Below are 15,812 nucleotides of genomic sequence, written 5' to 3'. Positions count from 1 at the left end.
GCAAAAGCCATGCCGAGGATTGATTTCCTTTGCCATCAAGCACTTGCAGCATGTGCTTCGCGGTGGCGCATGGGACGGAGATGGACAAAATGTCCGGGTGCGGGCCGCGCACGCGACAATCTGTCCACCAGCGGTTCCGCACGACGCGGCGGGCTCGGATTATTCCTAATACTGCCCATTGCGCGAATGTGGCTAGACTCTCCATCCGCCTGCGGCGCGGACGGCGTCCTTGCGCCGGACTGCCGGGTGCAACAGAACTTGAGTGATGAGCGAAAGACAAAGCGCGTCGGCCGATCCCGACAACTGGCAGCGCCGCACGATCCTGGTGGTGGACGACGAGGCCGGCATGCGCTCGTTCCTGTCGCGCGCACTGGAAGGCAAGGTGGCCGGCGTCCTGGCTGCAGACAGCGCCGAGGCTGGCGCCGCGCTGCTCGAGAAGCAGCATGTCGACCTGATCCTGCTCGATGTCGCGCTGCCGGGCTCCAGTGGCCTGGAGTGGCTGCAGGCGCTGCGCAGCGCCGGCAACCCCACCGATGTCATCCTGATGACGGCCTTTGCCGACGTCGAGACTGCGATCGCGGCGTTGCGTTCGGGAGCCTCGGATCTCGTGGTCAAGCCTTTCCGCGTCGACCAGATGCTCAACGCCATCGGGCGTTGCTTCGACCGTGCCCGCCTGGCTCGCGAGAACTATCTCCTGCGCCGTGAACTGGACAAGTACACCATTCACAAGGATTTCATCGGCGAGTCGGACGCCATGAAAAAGGTGATGGCGCTGGTGGCCCGCGTAGCCCCGATGCCATCGACCGTGCTGGTGACGGGCGAGTCCGGCACGGGCAAGGAAGTTGTCGCGCGCGAGTTGCACCGGCTCAGCGGGAGGCAGGGACAGTTCGTACCGCTGAACTGCGGAGCGATGGCCCCCGACATCATAGAGAGCGAATTGTTTGGCCACGCGAAGGGCGCGTTCACGGGGGCCGCTGGCGCTCGCCACGGTCTGTTCCTCTACGCGGACGGCGGTACGCTGTTCCTCGACGAGATCGCGGAACTGCCGCTGCCGATGCAGGCCAAGCTGCTACGGGTGATCGAGGACCGGCGCATCCGCCCGCTGGGTACCGAGCGCGAGATCGGCGTGGATGTACGCATCGTCGCGGCCGGCAACCGCGACCTTGCCAACGAGGTCGCAGCCGGGCGCTTCCGCCAGGACCTCTACTACCGCCTCGACGTGGTATCGATCGCTATTCCCCCGCTGCGGCAGCGTCCGGAGGATATCGTGCCGCTGGCCGAGCATTTTTCCGAGCAATTGTCGGCGCAGCTCGGCTTGCCGCCGGTGGCACTGCCTCCTTCGCTGGCCCGCCTGCTCAAGCGCTATGACTGGCCGGGCAATGCCCGGGAACTGCGTAACCTCGTCGAGCGCGCACTGATTCTCGGCGAATACCCGATCGAGTCGCTGGTGGCCGGAGGCGGGGGCGCCGCAGCGGAAGAGGCGGATGGAATGCAGGGTGCCGGTCACGGCGCGCGAACCGGGCCCGAAGACCTGGCGGCAACCGGGCCGGACTCATCCGCCATGGCGGATGACCCGAGTCTGCTGGAGACAGTCGAGCGGCGCCATATCGTGAAGGTCCTGGAAGCCGAGCGTGGCAACCGCGCCGAGGCGGCGCGCCGGCTTGGCATTTCGCGACGCACGCTGGACCGGAAGTGCCTGCAGTGGGGCCTGCGCGCTTGAGCATGGCGGCACTCCTGCACCGGTACCGCGGCTCGCTGCGCGCCAAACTGGTATCGATCGTGGTCGCACCGCTGGTGGTCGCGCTGGCGGCCTTGCTGCTGATGATGGCCGTGTGGGGCGACCGGGTATTCCAGGCGCTGCTGGCATACAAGGTCAACAGCGACCTGCTCGTCGCTCACGAGTACTTTGCGCATATGGTCGAGGGCGTGGGCGACCGGGTTGTGCAGGAAGCGCGTTCGTACGCGCTGGTGGACCGGCTGTCGGCGGGCAGCGCCACGGCGCCGCTGTTGCAGGAGGCGCGGCGCAGGCATGGGCTGGACTTCCTGCAGCTGCTCGACCCGCAAGGGCGGCCGCTGGCCCCGGCCGAGGATGGGGCCGCAAGCGGCAACGCCGGCTGGCGTGTCGTTGCCAGCGCGGCCGCAGGGCGCGCCGATGCCGCCACCGATGCGTGGTCCGCCGCGCAGCTCGCCAGTGTTTCGGGCGAACTGGGCCAGCGCGCACAGGTGGCCCTGCGGTCGACCCCGAATGCGGTGCCGACCGAGCGGTCCCTCGAAAGCCGCGGCATGGTCGTGCATGCGGCGGCCCCGGTGTTCGACGCGAGCGGGAAACTGGTGGCCATCCTGCACGGCGGCACGCTGCTGAACCACAACCTCGCCTTTATCGATGCCATCAATGCGCTGGTCTACCAGCCCGAATCCTTGCCCAGGGGCAGCCAGGGCACGGCGACGCTATTCCTGGACGATACCCGCATTGCCACCAATGTGCGCCTGTTCCATGGCGAGCGCGCACTGGGGACGCGGGTCTCGCGTGAAGTGCGCGACAAGGTCCTGCTGCGCGGCGAGAAATGGCTGGACCTGGCCTTCGTGGTCAATGACTGGTACATGAGCGCGTATGAGCCCATCGCCGACAGCAGGGGGGAACGCATCGGCATGCTTTACGTGGGCTATCTGGCCAGACCAATCGCCCAGGTCAAGGAAGTGGCCCTGGCGCTGCTGGTCGGCCTGTTCGTGCTGCTGGCCCTGGCGGGAGCGCTGCTGTCGCTGCTGTGGGCCAGGCGCGTGTTCGAGCCGATGGCGCGCATGGTCGGCACGATGCACGCGCTCAAGGCCGGCGATGCGCAGGCGCGCGTAGGACCGGTTCGCAGCCACGACGAGCTCGGCCAGCTCGCAGGCCAGTTTGACCAGCTGCTGTCGGACCTGCAGGAGCGCAATGACCAGTTGAAGGAATGGGCTGACGCGCTGGACCGCAAGGTCGCCGAGCGTACCCACGAGCTGGAGCATGCCAATGCCGTCCTGCGCGCGACCCGGCAGCAATTGATTACGTCTGAAAAGCTGGCGGTGGCAGGGCAGCTGACTGCCGGCGTAGCCCATGAAATCAACAACCCGATCGCGGTAATCCAGGGCAACCTCGACGTAGCCCGCGACATCCTCGGCACCGCGGCGGAGCCAGTGCAGCATGAACTGCGCTTGATCGACGAACAGGTGCGCCGCATCCACCTGCTGGTCAATCAGCTGCTGCAGTTCGTGCGGCCCGAGGCGTTCGCCGGCAGTACCGAAAGCCTGGACGCCGGCGAAGTGGCCACGCGCTGCCTGGATCTGGTGCGGCACACCATGAAAGGAACGGCGATCCGCATCGAGCTGGACTTGCGTGCGACGCGGCTGGTGCGCATCAGCCGCAGCGAGCTGCAGCAGGTGGTGGTCAACCTGCTGACCAACGCTATCCACGCCATGCCGGACGGGGGGACGTTGACACTCGCCACGCGCGACTGGGCGCCGCACGGCGTGACGCTGCATGTGCGCGATAGTGGCTACGGTATTCGCGCGGACGATCTGCCCAGCATTTTCAATCCGTTCTTCACCACCAAGAAGCAGAAGGGAACCGGCCTGGGCTTGTCCATCAGCTATGCACTGGTGGAGCAATACGGCGGCCGGATCACGGTCGAAAGCGCACCGGGCCAGGGGACGGAGTTCACGGTGTGGCTGCGCGAGGATGGGGTACCGGCAACGGGAGACGGTACCTCTGCGCAACCCTGACCGGGGAGCGTCTCACCAATGCCTTTCGGCCGTTATGCAACGCGCCGCCCGGGCAGCAGCCCGGCATATTCCTTGCCGAGGAATTCCGCCGTGTGTTCGAGCAGGTAGGCACGGCAGCGTTCGCTGGCCGGCGACAATCGCTTGCTGGTCATATGCGCGACATGCCAGGTGCGCTCGATCGGCGTGCCGGCGACGTCCAGCAGCGCAATCTCGTGCGTGCGCAGTTCCAGCGACAGCGTGTGGAGGGACAGCAGGCTGATGCCCATTCCGGCCATCACCGCCTGCTTGATGGTCTCGTTGCTGCCGAGCGTGACAATCTTTTCCGGCGCGAAAAGATGGTCGCGAAACATGTACTCGGCCACGGTACGCGTGCCCGAGCCCGGCTCGCGCAGCAGGAAGGTCTCGCGACGCAGCTCCTGAAGGTCGAATGCCCTCGCATCCCGCAACGGGTGGTGGGGCGAGGCCACCAGGACGTGCGGATGCGCGGCGATGGGCTCCGACACGGCATCGAGTTCGCGCGGCGGGCGGCCCATCAGCGCGAGATCGATGGCATTGTCCTGCAGCAGCCGCAACAGGGTTTCCCGGTTGCCCTCGGCGATGCGCAACTCCACGCCCGGGTGCAGCGTGTTGAAGCCCGCGAGCAGCTTGGGCGCGAAATACTTGGCGGTGCTGATCAGCCCGATGGTGATGGAACCCTGTTCGACGTCCTTGACGGCCTGCAGGCCTTCCTCGGCATCCTTGACCTCGCCGAGGATGCGCGAAGCATGGTGCAGCAACCGGTCGCCGGCCTCGGTCAGCGTGAGTTGACGGCCGACCCGCTCGAACAACGCCAGTCCAACCACCGACTCCAGCTGCTTGACCTGCATCGATACCGCCGGCTGGGTCAGGTGCAGTTCTTCCGCCGCGCGCACGAAGCTGGCATGCCGGGCCACGGTCACGAAAATCTGCAGCTGACGAAGGGTAAGCGCGCGCAGGAAGGACATGGGGCGAAGAAGGGACGGAACGTCACTTACTGTGAGGCCCGGCTCATACTTAAGCAATTGCTTATGCCGGGGGTAAGAATATCTGAATTTACCTTATGCGGGGGCGCGGATATCTTTTCTTCAACGCAGTCACGTCGTTGAACCAGCGAATCCACGGAAGGGAGACAAGCATGAACGCACCCGAGACGATCCAAGCCAAGCCGCGCAAGCGCTACGATGCCGGCGTCATGAAGTACCGGGAAATGGGGTATTGGGATGCCGGCTACCAGCCCAAGGACACCGATGTGCTGGCACTGTTCCGCATCACCCCGCAGGAAGGCGTCGATCCCGTCGAAGCCGCGGCCGCGGTCGCCGGCGAGTCGTCGACCGCGACCTGGACCGTGGTCTGGACCGACCGTCTCACTGCCTGCGACATGTATCGCGCCAAGGCATACCGGGTCGAGCCGGTACCCAACAACCCGGAGCAGTTCTTCTGCTACGTGGCCTACGACCTGTCGCTGTTCGAGGAAGGCTCCATTGCCAACCTGACGGCGTCGATCATCGGCAACGTCTTCAGCTTCAAGCCGATCAAGGCGGCGCGGCTGGAAGACATGCGTTTCCCGGTAGCCTACGTGAAGACCTTCGCCGGTCCGTCGACCGGGATCATCGTCGAGCGTGAACGGCTGGACAAGTTCGGCCGCCCGCTGCTGGGCGCCACCACCAAGCCCAAGCTGGGCCTGTCGGGACGCAACTACGGCCGCGTGGTGTACGAGGGCCTCAAGGGCGGGCTGGACTTCATGAAGGACGACGAGAACATCAACTCGCAGCCCTTCATGCACTGGCGCGACCGTTTCCTGTTCGTCATGGACGCGGTCAACAAGGCATCGGCCGCCACCGGCGAGGTCAAGGGCAGCTACCTCAACGTGACCGCCGGCACCATGGAGGAGATGTACCGGCGCGCCGAGTTCGCCAAGTCGCTGGGCTCGGTCATCATCATGATCGACCTGATCGTCGGCTGGACCTGTATCCAGTCGATGAGCAACTGGTGCCGCCAGAACGACATGATCCTGCACCTGCACCGCGCGGGCCACGGTACCTATACGCGGCAGAAGAACCATGGCGTGTCGTTCCGCGTGATCGCCAAGTGGCTGCGGCTGGCCGGCGTGGACCACATGCACACCGGCACCGCGGTGGGCAAGCTGGAAGGCGATCCGCTGACGGTGCAGGGCTACTACAACGTCTGCCGCGACGCCTACACCCACACCGACCTGACGCGCGGCCTGTTCTTCGACCAGGACTGGGCCTCGCTGCGCAAGGTGATGCCCGTGGCCTCGGGCGGCATCCACGCCGGCCAGATGCACCAGCTGATCAGCCTCTTCGGCGACGACGTGGTGCTGCAGTTCGGCGGCGGCACCATTGGCCATCCGCAGGGCATCCAGGCTGGCGCCACCGCCAACCGCGTCGCGCTGGAGGCGATGGTACTGGCCCGCAACGAGGGGCGCGACATCCTCAACGAAGGCCCGGAGATCCTGCGCGACGCCGCGCGCTGGTGCGGGCCGCTGCGGGCGGCGCTCGACACCTGGGGCGACATCACCTTCAACTACACGCCGACCGATACCTCGGACTTCGTGCCCACCGCATCGGTGGCCTGAGGCAGCCGCCGGCACCGGCACCATGGGGCGGCATCGCAGCGAACCCACAGAACGAGAGGACACCATGCGCATCACTCAAGGCACTTTTTCCTTCCTGCCCGACCTCACCGACGAGCAGATCACCAGCCAGCTCGAATACTGCCTGAGCAAGGGCTGGGCGGTGGGCATCGAATATACCGACGACCCGCATCCGCGCAATACGTACTGGGAGATGTTCGGGCTGCCGATGTTCGATCTGCGCGACGCGGCCGGCATCCTGATGGAAATCAACAACGCGCGTAACACCTTCCCGAACCACTACATCCGCGTCACGGCCTTCGATTCGACCCATACGGTGGAGTCGGTGGTGATGTCGTTCATCGTCAACCGTCCCGCGGACGAACCTGGCTTCCGGCTGGTCCGGCAGGAAGAGGCGGGCCGCACGCTGCGCTACTCGATCGAGAGCTACGCCGTGCAGGCGCGGCCCGAGGGCAGTCGCTACTAAGCCGCATTGCCCGCGCTGCCCGGCGCTGTCGCCGGCGGCCAGCCCAACCCCAACCCCGCAGGAACCACGTTCGCGCTGCCACGGCCGCGCGACGGGGACGCTGCGCCCTGCATCGACCGATTCGACCGATTCGACCGATTCGACCGATTCGACCTTCCCGGAGGCTTCCATGTCCGCACCCGAACCGACCGCACTGCTCCAGCCCGAGGGTAGCCTGGCCGCATCGCTGGCCAGCTCGGGCATCACCGAGCTGCTGGTCCAGCTGGATCGCGAGCTGATCGGGCTGGCGCCGGTAAAGGCGCGTATCCGCGACATTGCCGCGCTGCTGCTGGTGGACAAGCTTCGCGCTGCGCGCGGCTTCAGCGCGGGCGCGCCCAGCCTGCACATGTGCTTCACCGGCAATCCCGGCACCGGCAAGACCACGGTGGCCATGCGCATGGCGCAGATCCTGCACCAGCTCGGCTACGTGCGCCGCGGCCATCTGGTGGCGGTGACGCGCGATGACCTGGTGGGCCAGTACATCGGGCACACCGCGCCCAAGACCAAGGAAATCCTGAAGAAGGCCATGGGCGGCGTGCTCTTCATCGACGAGGCCTACTATCTGTACCGCCCCGAGAACGAGCGCGACTACGGCCAGGAGGCCATCGAGATCCTGCTGCAAGTGATGGAGAACAACCGGGACGACCTGGTGGTGATCCTGGCCGGCTACAAGGATCGCATGGACCGATTCTTCGAATCGAATCCGGGCATGTCCTCGCGCGTGGCCCACCACATCAGTTTTCCCGACTACCGGCTCGAGGAACTGCGCCGGATCGCCGACCTGATGCTGGCCGAGATGCAGTACCACTTCGACGACGAGAGCCGCGCCATGTTTACGGACTATCTGGCGCGGCGCATGGCGCAGCCGCATTTCGCCAATGCCCGCAGCGTGCGCAACGCGCTTGACCGCGCGCGGCTGCGCCATGCCTCGCGGCTGCTCGATGACCCGGCCATGATCGTCGACGACGAGGCCCTGACCACCATCACCGCCAGCGACCTGCTCGCCAGCCGTGTGTTTGCGGCGTCCGCCGCGGAGTAAGCCATGCAAGCCCTGATCTTCGATGTCGACGGCACGCTTGCCGATACCGAGACCGCGCACCGCGAGGCCTTCAACGCCGCCTTCGCCGAGACCGGCCTGGACTGGCACTGGGACGAGGCGCTCTACACGCGCCTGCTCAAGGTGGCCGGCGGCAAGGAACGCTTGCTGCACTACTGGCGCATGGTCGACCCGGAAGAAGGCTGCGGCAGCCAGGTGAAGGCAACCATCGACGCCGTGCACGCAATCAAGACGCGCCACTACGCCGCGCGCGTGGGCGCGGGCGGGCTGCCGCTGCGCCCGGGCATCGCGCGGCTGCTCGATGAAGCCGCGCGGTCCGGCCTGCCGCTCGCCATCGCCACTACCACCACGCCGGCCAATCTCGACGCACTGCTGGAGGCGCCGCTCGGTGCCGGCTGGCGCGGGCGCTTTGCCGCCATCTGCGACGCGGGTACCACCGCGGTCAAGAAGCCGGCGCCCGATGTCTATCTGGCGGTGCTGCAGCGGCTCGACCTGGAGCCGGGCGCATGCCTGGCCATTGAGGACTCGGAGAACGGGTTGCGCGCGGCGCAGGCGGCCGGCATTCCCACCGTGGTCACGCCCACCGCCTACAGCGCGCAGGACCGGTTTGACGGTGCCCTGATGGTGCTGCCGCACCTGGGCGACCCCGACGAACCGATGCCGCGACACCTGCCCGGCGCCGACCACCGCTGGGCCGACCTGGCCGCGCTGCGCCGTTGGCATCGGGGCGACCTGTTCGAGGCGCACTGACATGTCCATTACTAACGGTCACACCAGCGAACGCGCGATCCGGCTCGCGCCATCGATCCTGTCGGCGGACTTCGCGCGGCTGGGCGAAGAGGTCCGCGCCATCGAGTCGGCCGGCGCCGATCTCGTGCACTTCGACGTGATGGACAACCACTACGTGCCCAACCTCACCATCGGCCCGCTGGTGTGCGAGGCGATCCGCCCGCATGTCTCGATCCCCATCGATGTGCACCTGATGGTGGAGCCCGTGGATGCGCTGATCCCGCTGTTTGCGAAAGCCGGCGCCGGCATCATCAGTTTCCATCCCGAGGCGAGCCGCCACGTGGACCGCACCATCGGCCTGATCCGCGACCACGGCTGCAAGGCCGGCCTGGTGCTGAATCCGGCGACGCCGCTGGCATGGCTGGACCACACGCTGGCGCAGCTCGACCGGGTGCTGCTGATGAGCGTCAACCCCGGCTTTGGCGGCCAGGCGTTCATCCCCGGCGTGCTGGACAAGCTGCGCGAGGCACGCAAGCGCATCGACCGCCAGGTGGAGGCGGGCGGACGCCCGGTCTGGCTGGAGATCGACGGCGGCGTCAAGGCCGACAACATCGGCGACGTCGCGGCCGCCGGCGCGGACACCTTCGTCGCGGGCAGTGCCGTGTTCGGGGCGCCCGATGCCGACGGCGGCTACCGCGGCATCCTGCGGCGCCTGCGCGAGGCGGCCATGCTCTGACGCGGCCCCGCCCGGACCAGAACACACAGCAAAGCAAGAGGAGACCTGTCATGCCAGAAGTCCAGAGGATGACCCTGACGCAGTTCCTGATCGAGGAGCGCCGCCGCTACCCCAACGCCAGCGGCGGCTTCAACGGCCTGATTCTCAATGTCGCCATGGCCTGCAAGGAGATCGCGCGCGCGGTCGCCTTCGGCGCGCTGGGCGGCCTGCACGGCCACGCCGAAGGCGACGCCGGTGCCGGCGCCGGTGTTGCCATCAACGTGCAGGGCGAAATCCAGCAGAAGCTGGATGTGCTCAGCAACGCGGCCTTCGTGCGCGTCAACGAGTGGGGCGGCCACCTGGCCGGCATGGCGTCGGAAGAAATGGCCGAGCCATACCAGATTCCCGAGCGCTACCCGCGCGGCAAGTACCTGCTGGTGTTCGACCCGCTCGACGGCTCGTCGAACATCGACGTCAACGTCTCGGTGGGCAGCATCTTCTCGGTGCTGCGTGCGCCGGAGGGTACCGACGCCGTGAGCGAGCAGGATTTCCTGCAGCCCGGCACGGCCCAGGTTGCGGCCGGCTACGCGCTCTACGGCCCCACCACCATGCTGGTGCTGACCGTGGGCAACGGCGTCAGTGGCTTCACGCTGGATCCGAACCTTGGAGAATTTTTCCTCACGCATCCGAACCTTCAGGTACCGGCCGATACCCACGAATTCGCCATCAACGCTTCCAACAGCCGCTTCTGGGAAGCGCCGGTGCGGCGCTATATCTCCGAATGCATGGCAGGGCAGAGCGGCCCGCGCGGCAAGGATTTCAATATGCGCTGGATCGCCTCGATGGTGGCCGAGGCGCACCGCATCCTGATGCGTGGCGGCGTCTTCATGTACCCGCGCGATACCAGGGATCCTGCAAAGCCGGGGCGTCTGCGCCTGCTCTACGAGGCCAACCCGATCGCATTCCTGATGGAGCAAGCCGGCGGGCGCGCCAGCACCGGCCGCGAGCCGCTGATGACGGTGGCGCCGCGGGCGCTGCACCAGCGCATCGGCGTGGTGTTTGGCTCGCGCAACGAGGTCGAGCGCATCGAGGGCTACCACACCGACCAGTCGGACCCCGATCTTCCCAATCCCCTGTTCAACGAGCGCAGCCTGTTTCGCGCGTCCGCCTGAGGTGCACGGCCATGTCAGAACGTTATCCCATCATCGCCATTACCGGCTCCTCGGGCGCCGGCACGACCTCCGTCACCCGTACCTTCGAGAACATCTTCCGCCGCGAAGGCGTGAAATCCGTGGTGATCGAAGGCGACAGTTTCCACCGCTATGACCGCGCCGAGATGAAGGTCAAGATGGCCGAGGCCGAGCGCACCGGCAACATGAACTTCAGCCATTTCGGACCCGAGAACAACCTGTTCGGCGAGCTGGAGAACCTGTTTCGCTCGTACGCCGAGTCCGGCACCGGCATGCACCGCCACTACCTGCACAGCGCGGAAGAGGCCGCGCCGTTCGGGCAGCAGCCCGGCACCTTCACCGAGTGGGAGCCACTGCCCGAAGACACCGACCTGCTGTTCTATGAAGGCCTGCACGGCGGCGTGGTCACCGGCGAGGTCGATGTGGCCCGCTATCCCAACCTGCTGATCGGCGTGGTGCCGGTCATCAACCTGGAATGGATCCAGAAGCTGTGGCGCGACAAGAAGCAGCGCGGCTATTCGACGGAAGCGGTGACCGACACCATCCTGCGCCGCATGCCGGACTACGTGAACTACATCTGCCCGCAGTTCTCGCGCACGCATGTGAACTTCCAGCGCGTGCCGTGCGTGGACACCTCCAACCCGTTCATTGCACGCGAAATCCCCGCGCCCGATGAAAGCATGGTGGTGATCCGCTTTGCCAATCCCAAGGGTATCGATTTCCAGTACCTGCTGAGCATGATCCACGACTCGTTCATGTCGCGCGCCAACACCATCGTGGTGCCGGGCGGCAAGATGGAACTGGCCATGCAGCTGATCTTCACGCCCTTCGTGCTGCGCATGATGGAGCGCCGCAAGCGCGCCGCGCTGTGAACCGACGTGATGCAAGGACACTCCAGATGAACGCACCCGAACGCATCGACTCCGCGGCGCGCTGTGCCAACGCGCTGCGCTTCCTGGCCGCGGACGCGGTGGAGCAGGCCAGGTCCGGCCACCCCGGCGCGCCCATGGGCATGGCCGAGATGGCGGAGGTCCTGTGGCGGCGCCACCTGCGCCACAACCCCGTCAACCCGGCCTGGCCCGACCGCGACCGCTTCGTGCTGTCCAACGGCCACGCCTCCATGCTGCTGTACGCGCTGCTGCACCTGACCGGCTACGACCTGCCGATGGCGGAGCTGCGCCGCTTCCGCCAGCTGCACGCGGCCACGCCCGGCCATCCGGAAGTGGGCGTGACGCCAGGCGTGGAAACCACCACGGGGCCGCTGGGGCAGGGGCTGGCCAATGCGGTGGGCATGGCGCTGGCGGAGAAACTGCTCGCCGCGACCTACAACCGTCCCGGCTTCGATATCGTCGACCACCACACGTACGCTTTCCTGGGCGATGGCTGCCTGATGGAAGGAATCAGCCACGAGGCGTGCTCGCTGGCCGGTACGCTCGGGCTGGGCAAGCTGATCTGCTTGTACGACGACAACGGCATCTCCATCGATGGCGAGGTGGCCGGCTGGTTCACCGACGATACCGTGCAACGCTTCGCGGCCTACGGCTGGCACGTGATTGCGGATGTCGACGGGCACGACGCGCACGCCGTGGATGCGGCCATCCGCGCGGCCAGGGCTGAGCGCGGGCGCCCCACGCTGGTCTGCTGCCGCTCCGTGATCGGCAACGGCGCCCCTGCCAAGGCGGGTGGCCACGATGTGCATGGCGCTCCGCTGGGCGTGCCGGAGATCGCCGCGATGCGCACGGCGCTGGGCTGGGAGGCCGAGCCCTTCACAGTGCCGGCGGACGTGGCGGACGCGTGGGATGCACGCGCGCAGGGCGCCGCGCGCGAGGCCGAATGGGAAACATGCTTCGCGGCCTACCGCGCCGCGCACCCGGAGCTCGCCGAGGCCTTCCTGCGCCGCATCGATGGCCGCCTGCCGGAAGGTTTCGACGCGGCACTGCTGGCGCTGCTGGAAGCGCCATCGTCGTTGCTGGGCAAGATCGCCACGCGCAAGGCCTCGCAACTGTGCCTCGAGACGCTGACGCCCGCCGTGCCGGAACTGCTGGGCGGCTCGGCCGACCTGACCGGATCCAACCTGACCAGCGTCGAGGCGTCGGTCTGGGTCAACCATGCCGGACACGGGAACTACGTGAGCTACGGCGTGCGCGAATTCGGCATGGCCGCGGTGATGAATGGCATCGCGCTGCACGGCGGGCTGATTCCCTATGGCGGCACCTTCATGACCTTCTCGGACTATTCGCGCAATGCCATCCGCATGGCCGCGCTGATGCGCCTGCGCGTGGTGCACGTGCTGACCCACGACTCCATCGGCCTTGGCGAAGATGGTCCCACGCACCAGCCGGTCGAGCACGCGGCCAGCCTGCGGCTGATTCCCAACAACCGGGTCTGGCGCCCGTGCGACGGCGCGGAGACCGCGTACGCATGGCTCGCCGCGCTGCGGCGGGACGATGGGCCGACCTGCCTGCTGCTGTCGCGGCAGGCGCTGACGCCGTTCGAGCGCGACGCCGGACAGCGCGCGGGCATCGCTCGCGGCGGCTATGTCCTGCGAGATGTGCCGCAGGCCGATGCGCCGCACGTGGTGCTGGTGGCGACTGGCTCGGAGGTGGAGATCGCCGTGCATGCGGCACAGGAGCTGGCCGGCGCGGGCATCGGCGCACGCGTGGTCTCCATGCCCTGCGTGGAGCTGTTCCACGCACAAGACGCCATCTATCGGGAGACAGTATTGCCGCCGGATATCCCGCGCATCAGCGTCGAGGCGGGCGTGACGTGGTTCTGGCGTGGCGTGGTGGGCGACCGGGGCGTGGCGCTGGGCATCGACAGTTTCGGCGAATCGGCCCCTGCCGAGGCGCTGTACGAGCACTTCGACCTGACCCCGGCGCACGTCGTGGCCGCGGCGCGCGCGCTGCTGGAGGAGCAATCATGACGCGCCCGTCCCTGGCCTGCACCGCAGTGCTGATCGATCTCGACGGCACGCTGGTCGATACCGCGCCCGACATCGTCGCGGCCGCCAACCGCATGCTGGCGGAGCTGGGCAGCGCGCCGCTGCCGTTCGATACCGTGGCCGGCTTCATCGGCCGCGGCGTGCCAAACCTGGTGCGGCGCGTGCTCGACACCGCGCAGTTGGCACAGCGCATCGACGCCACTGCGGCCGAGATGCTGTTCCACCGTCACTATGCCGAAGTCAACGGCCGCCTCGGGCAGGTGTTTCCCGGCGTGGAGGCCGGCCTGGCCGCGCTCAGGCGCCAGGGCTACCGGCTGGCGTGCGTGACCAACAAGCCGCGCGCGCTGGCGGCGCCGCTGCTGGCCATGACCGGCCTGGCCGGCTATCTGGAGGTGCTGGTGGCGGGGGACTCGATCGCGCAGATGAAGCCGGACCCCGAACCGCTGCGCCATGCCTGCCGGCTGCTCGAGGCAGACCCGGCGCAGGGCGTGCTGGTGGGCGACTCTCCGGTCGATGTGGCCGCGGCGCGCGCGGCCGGCATGCCGGTCTGTCTGGTGCGCTATGGCTACGCCGGGCCGGACGGAGTGGCGGCGCTGGGGGCCGACGCGCTGGTGGATTCGCTCGAGGGGCTGCCCGCGCTGCTGGCGCCCGCGCGGCTTGCACCGGCCGCCTGAGGCCGCCCCGGACGGACCGCACAAACACACATAAAGGCAAATGGAGACAGCATGACTATCAAGGTTGCCATCAATGGCTACGGGCGCATCGGCCGCAATGTTCTGCGTGCCCACTATGAAGGCGGCAAGCGGCATGACCTGGAGATCGTCGCGATCAACGACCTCGGCAACGCCGGCACCAATGCGCACCTGACCCGGTATGACACGGTCCACGGCCGTTTCCCGGGCGAGGTGGCGGTGGACGGGGACGCCTTCCGCGTCAACGGCGACCTCATCCGTGTGCTGGCCCGGCGCAGTCCGGCCGAGCTTCCGTGGGACGAACTGGGCGTGGACGTCGTGATGGAATGCACCGGGCTGTTCACCAGCAAGGAGAAGGCCTCGGCCCACCTGCGGGCCGGTGCGAGGAAGGTGATCATCTCCGCGCCCGGCGGCAAGGACGTGGACGCCACCATCGTCTATGGCGTCAACCACGGCGTGCTGAAGGCCAGCGACACGGTGATTTCCAATGCGTCGTGCACCACCAACTGCCTGGCGCCGCTGGTCAAGCCGCTGCATGCGGAGCTGGGCGTGGTCAACGGGCTAATGACCACGGTGCATGCCTACACGAACGATCAGGTGCTGACCGACGTCTACCATGAGGACCTGCGCCGCGCGCGCTCGGCCACCATGTCGATGATCCCGACCAGGACCGGCGCGGCCGCCGCGGTCGGCCTGGTCCTGCCCGAGCTGGAGGGCCGGCTGGACGGCTTTGCCGTGCGCGTGCCGACCATCAATGTGTCGCTGGTGGACCTGTCGTTCGTGGCGGCCCGGCCGACCACGGTGGAGGAGGTGAACAGCATCCTGCGGCGCGCGGCGGATGGCGAACTCAAGGGCATCCTGGACTACAACACCGAGCCGCTGGTATCGGTGGACTTCAACCACAGCCCGGCCTCATCGACCTTCGATGCCACGCTGACCAGGGTGTCGGGCAACCTGGTCAAGGTGTCCGCCTGGTACGACAACGAATGGGGCTTCTCCAACCGCATGCTGGACACCGCGGTGGCGCTGGCCCATGCCTCGCTAGCGAGGTGGTCATGATGCATGATTCCAATGCTGCGTTCCAGGATCCGCAAGCCGCCACGCCGCGGACGCTGGCCGCACTGCTGGATGCCGGCGGGGTGGCTGGCAAGCGCGTCTTCATCCGCGCCGACCTCAATGTCCCGCAGGACGCTGGCGGGCGGATTACCGACGATACCCGCATCCGCGCGTCGGTGCCGGCCATCGAGGCCTGCCTGCAGGCCGGCGCGGCGGTCATGGTGACCTCGCATCTGGGCCGGCCCGAGGAAGGGGCGCCGGACCCGCGCTACAGCCTGGCGCCGGTGGGCCGCCGCCTGTCGGAACTTCTGGGCCGCCACGTGCCGCTGCTTTCCGGGTGGATGGGGGGCGGCTTCCAGGTGCCGCCGGGGCAGGTGGTGCTGCTCGAAAACTGCCGCATGAACCTTGGCGAGAAGAAGAACAGCGACGAGCTGGCACAAAAGATGGCCGGGCTGTGCGACGTCTATGTCAACGATGCCTTCGGCACCGCCCACCGCGCCGAAGCCACCACGCACGGCATCGCCAAGTACGCCCCGATCGCC

14 protein-coding genes are annotated in these 15,812 nt (G+C 67.4%); 13 read left to right on the top strand and 1 reads right to left on the bottom strand.

Going from position 1 to position 15,812, the window contains the following annotated elements:
• Window positions 1-265: 265 nt before the first annotated feature.
• Both AC3FNH_RS24855 and AC3FNH_RS24850 read left to right on the top strand, forming a co-directional pair.
• Complete coding sequence (locus AC3FNH_RS24855; RefSeq protein ID WP_488721949.1) at window positions 266-1,720, top strand: sigma-54-dependent transcriptional regulator; 1,455 nt, start codon at window positions 266-268, stop codon at window positions 1,718-1,720.
• Between the two features lie 2 nt (window positions 1,721-1,722).
• Window positions 1,723-3,753, top strand: coding sequence for a cache domain-containing protein (locus AC3FNH_RS24850; RefSeq protein WP_488721948.1), 2,031 nt, complete (start codon window positions 1,723-1,725; stop codon window positions 3,751-3,753).
• A gap of 32 nt (window positions 3,754-3,785) precedes the next feature.
• On the opposite strand, the gene AC3FNH_RS24845 is transcribed toward AC3FNH_RS24850, so the two are convergent.
• Window positions 3,786-4,736 (bottom strand): LysR substrate-binding domain-containing protein, encoded by a 951-nt coding sequence (locus AC3FNH_RS24845; RefSeq protein WP_488721947.1) that lies wholly within the window; start codon window positions 4,734-4,736, stop codon window positions 3,786-3,788.
• Window positions 4,737-4,906: 170 nt separating this feature from the next.
• On the opposite strand from AC3FNH_RS24845, the gene AC3FNH_RS24840 reads away from it, so the two are divergent.
• The 11 genes from AC3FNH_RS24840 to pgk form a co-directional block, all read left to right on the top strand.
• Complete coding sequence (locus AC3FNH_RS24840) at window positions 4,907-6,367, top strand: form I ribulose bisphosphate carboxylase large subunit (RefSeq protein WP_488721946.1); 1,461 nt, start codon at window positions 4,907-4,909, stop codon at window positions 6,365-6,367.
• Between the two features lie 64 nt (window positions 6,368-6,431).
• Window positions 6,432-6,851 carry a ribulose bisphosphate carboxylase small subunit gene (locus AC3FNH_RS24835; RefSeq protein WP_488721945.1) on the top strand — a complete coding sequence of 140 codons (420 nt, stop codon included), beginning with the start codon at window positions 6,432-6,434 and terminating at the stop codon, window positions 6,849-6,851.
• Between the two features lie 169 nt (window positions 6,852-7,020).
• Window positions 7,021-7,929, top strand: coding sequence for a CbbX protein (gene cbbX, locus AC3FNH_RS24830; protein ID WP_488721944.1), 909 nt, complete (start codon window positions 7,021-7,023; stop codon window positions 7,927-7,929).
• Window positions 7,930-7,932: 3 nt separating this feature from the next.
• On the top strand, window positions 7,933-8,697 hold the full coding sequence (locus AC3FNH_RS24825; RefSeq protein WP_488721943.1) for an HAD family hydrolase: 765 nt from the start codon (window positions 7,933-7,935) through the stop codon (window positions 8,695-8,697).
• A 1-nt stretch (window position 8,698) separates the two neighbouring features.
• The gene (rpe, locus tag AC3FNH_RS24820) at window positions 8,699-9,412 is read left to right on the top strand and encodes a ribulose-phosphate 3-epimerase (protein WP_488721942.1); all 714 of its coding nucleotides are present in this window, start codon (window positions 8,699-8,701) and stop codon (window positions 9,410-9,412) included.
• Window positions 9,413-9,462: 50 nt separating this feature from the next.
• Window positions 9,463-10,563, top strand: a complete 1,101-nt coding sequence (locus tag AC3FNH_RS24815) for a class 1 fructose-bisphosphatase (RefSeq protein ID WP_488721941.1) — start codon at window positions 9,463-9,465, stop codon at window positions 10,561-10,563.
• 11 nt (window positions 10,564-10,574) lie between these two features.
• On the top strand, window positions 10,575-11,453 hold the full coding sequence (locus AC3FNH_RS24810) for a phosphoribulokinase (RefSeq protein ID WP_488721940.1): 879 nt from the start codon (window positions 10,575-10,577) through the stop codon (window positions 11,451-11,453).
• A gap of 26 nt (window positions 11,454-11,479) precedes the next feature.
• Window positions 11,480-13,504, top strand: a complete 2,025-nt coding sequence (gene tkt / locus AC3FNH_RS24805) for a transketolase (protein ID WP_488721939.1) — start codon at window positions 11,480-11,482, stop codon at window positions 13,502-13,504.
• Window positions 13,501-14,196: a phosphoglycolate phosphatase gene (gene gph / locus AC3FNH_RS24800; protein WP_276102474.1), complete on the top strand. Its 696-nt coding sequence runs from the start codon at window positions 13,501-13,503 to the stop codon at window positions 14,194-14,196. The genes tkt and gph overlap by 4 nt, the downstream gene beginning before the upstream one ends.
• Before the next feature lie 51 nt (window positions 14,197-14,247).
• Window positions 14,248-15,273: a type I glyceraldehyde-3-phosphate dehydrogenase gene (gene gap / locus AC3FNH_RS24795; protein ID WP_488721938.1), complete on the top strand. Its 1,026-nt coding sequence runs from the start codon at window positions 14,248-14,250 to the stop codon at window positions 15,271-15,273.
• Window positions 15,270-15,812 (top strand): phosphoglycerate kinase (pgk, locus tag AC3FNH_RS24790; RefSeq protein WP_488721937.1); only part of this gene is annotated, 543 nt, incomplete at its 3' end. The genes gap and pgk, both read left to right, overlap by 4 nt.

It is taken from the genome of Cupriavidus sp. 22TCCZM01-5, from assembly GCF_057798915.1.
Note: the sequence above shows the minus strand (reverse complement) of the source record. Positions and strands in the feature narration are given on the sequence as shown.

What these genes read in the sequence shown, in the direction of transcription:
- AC3FNH_RS24855 (WP_488721949.1), top strand. Translation starts at nt 266, where the DNA reads ATGAGCGAAAGACAAAGCGCGTCGGCCGATCCCGACAACTGGCAGCGC.
- AC3FNH_RS24850 (WP_488721948.1), top strand. Translation starts at nt 1,723, where the DNA reads ATGGCGGCACTCCTGCACCGGTACCGCGGCTCGCTGCGCGCCAAACTG.
- AC3FNH_RS24845 (WP_488721947.1), bottom strand. Translation starts at nt 4,736, where the DNA reads ATGTCCTTCCTGCGCGCGCTTACCCTTCGTCAGCTGCAGATTTTCGTG.
- AC3FNH_RS24840 (WP_488721946.1), top strand. Translation starts at nt 4,907, where the DNA reads ATGAACGCACCCGAGACGATCCAAGCCAAGCCGCGCAAGCGCTACGAT.
- AC3FNH_RS24835 (WP_488721945.1), top strand. Translation starts at nt 6,432, where the DNA reads ATGCGCATCACTCAAGGCACTTTTTCCTTCCTGCCCGACCTCACCGAC.
- cbbX (WP_488721944.1), top strand. Translation starts at nt 7,021, where the DNA reads ATGTCCGCACCCGAACCGACCGCACTGCTCCAGCCCGAGGGTAGCCTG.
- AC3FNH_RS24825 (WP_488721943.1), top strand. Translation starts at nt 7,933, where the DNA reads ATGCAAGCCCTGATCTTCGATGTCGACGGCACGCTTGCCGATACCGAG.
- rpe (WP_488721942.1), top strand. Translation starts at nt 8,699, where the DNA reads ATGTCCATTACTAACGGTCACACCAGCGAACGCGCGATCCGGCTCGCG.
- AC3FNH_RS24815 (WP_488721941.1), top strand. Translation starts at nt 9,463, where the DNA reads ATGCCAGAAGTCCAGAGGATGACCCTGACGCAGTTCCTGATCGAGGAG.
- AC3FNH_RS24810 (WP_488721940.1), top strand. Translation starts at nt 10,575, where the DNA reads ATGTCAGAACGTTATCCCATCATCGCCATTACCGGCTCCTCGGGCGCC.
- tkt (WP_488721939.1), top strand. Translation starts at nt 11,480, where the DNA reads ATGAACGCACCCGAACGCATCGACTCCGCGGCGCGCTGTGCCAACGCG.
- gph (WP_276102474.1), top strand. Translation starts at nt 13,501, where the DNA reads ATGACGCGCCCGTCCCTGGCCTGCACCGCAGTGCTGATCGATCTCGAC.
- gap (WP_488721938.1), top strand. Translation starts at nt 14,248, where the DNA reads ATGACTATCAAGGTTGCCATCAATGGCTACGGGCGCATCGGCCGCAAT.